Consider the following 1,175-nt stretch of genomic DNA (forward strand, 5'->3'; position numbering starts at 1 on the left):
GCTGGACGGGCGCACCGTCACCACCCACTGGGGCGACGCTGCCGATCTGGCCAGCTTGTGCCCATCGGCCCAGGTCGAAGCCGACCGCCTCTATGTGCAGGACGGCAACCTCTACACCTCGGCCGGGGTGACGGCGGGCATCGACCTGTCGCTGTACCTGCTGGCCCAGGACCACGGCCCGGAAGTCGCCCTCAGCGTGGCCAAGCGCCTGGTGGTGTTCACCCAGCGTTCCGGCGGGCAGTCGCAGTTCAGCCCGTTCCTGACACCCCACGCGCAAGCCACCTCGGCGGTGGCGCTGGTGCAGCTGTATGTATTGGCCAACCTGACGGGCGACCTGACCATCGCCGACCTGGCCAAAGCCGCCAACATGAGCGCGCGCAACTTCTCGCGGGTATTTGCCCGGGAGGCGCAGATCACTCCGGCGGAGTTCGTCGAGCGGGCGCGGGTGGATGCGGCGCGGGTGATGCTCGAAAGCACCCACGCACCGCTCAAGACCGTGGCGTATCAATGCGGCTTTCGCGATGCCCAGCACATGCGCAGTGTGTTCAATCGCCGGCTGGGCGTGACGCCGCAACAATTCCGGCTTAACTTTGCGGCGCCGGTTTGAGCGTGTCATAGGCTTCCAGGGCGCGCAGCGAGTAGATATACGCCGCGCCGGCATTCAGCGAGATCGCGGTGGCCAGGGTCGCGGCCACTTCTTCGCGGGTGGCGCCGGCCTTGATCGCCGCGTCGGCATGCACCCCGATGCAGCCGTCACAGCGGGTGGTGATGGCCACGGCGATGGAAATCAGCTCACGGGTCTTGGCATCCAGGACGTCATTTTCCTCGGCTGCTTCCCCCAGCGCCATGTAGGCTTTGACCATCTTCGGGTTGCTCTTGCCCAGCGTGCCAAAGGCTTTCTTCACGGTAGGCAGCAAGTCGGACCAGTTATTGAACATCGTGTTAACTCCTGAACGGGTTGGGTGTGAAGCCAGTGTGCGCGGTTCAGGTTTGGCGCTTTTGTTCGATCCACTCACCTTTTTGACCGATGCTCGCAAATGAACTCCATCGACACCCTCATCGCGTTGGCCAACCTGCAGGGCAGCCTGGACCTGCGTTGCCAGTTCCAGGGCGCCTGGGCCATGGACCACGAGCCCGAGCCGCTGGGCGTGGCGCCGTATCACATTGTGCTGACG

The 1,175-nt window shown here is 64.6% G+C and carries 2 protein-coding genes and 1 pseudogene; 2 read left to right on the forward strand and 1 reads right to left on the reverse strand.

The window, feature by feature from the left end:
* Positions 1–607: GlxA family transcriptional regulator (locus tag HX846_RS36880; protein WP_178967422.1), on the forward strand; the 607-nt coding region annotated here is incomplete at its 5' end.
* Here HX846_RS36880 and HX846_RS36885 read toward each other — a convergent pair.
* Entirely contained in the window at positions 585–938 is a 354-nt protein-coding gene (locus HX846_RS36885) for a carboxymuconolactone decarboxylase family protein (RefSeq protein ID WP_178967423.1), read from the reverse strand. The genes HX846_RS36880 and HX846_RS36885 overlap by 23 nt on opposite strands.
* Before the next feature lie 99 nt (positions 939–1,037).
* Here HX846_RS36885 and HX846_RS40095 point away from each other — a divergent pair.
* A pseudogene (locus HX846_RS40095) lies at positions 1,038–1,175 on the forward strand (AraC family transcriptional regulator); the annotation flags it as partial.

It is taken from the genome of Pseudomonas sp. K5002 (assembly GCF_013386655.1).
GTDB lineage: Bacteria > Pseudomonadota > Gammaproteobacteria > Pseudomonadales > Pseudomonadaceae > Aquipseudomonas.

Coding starts and splice junctions, on each gene's coding strand:
- HX846_RS36885 (WP_178967423.1), bottom strand. CDS start 938: ATGTTCAATAACTGGTCCGACTTGCTGCCTACCGTGAAGAAAGCCTTT.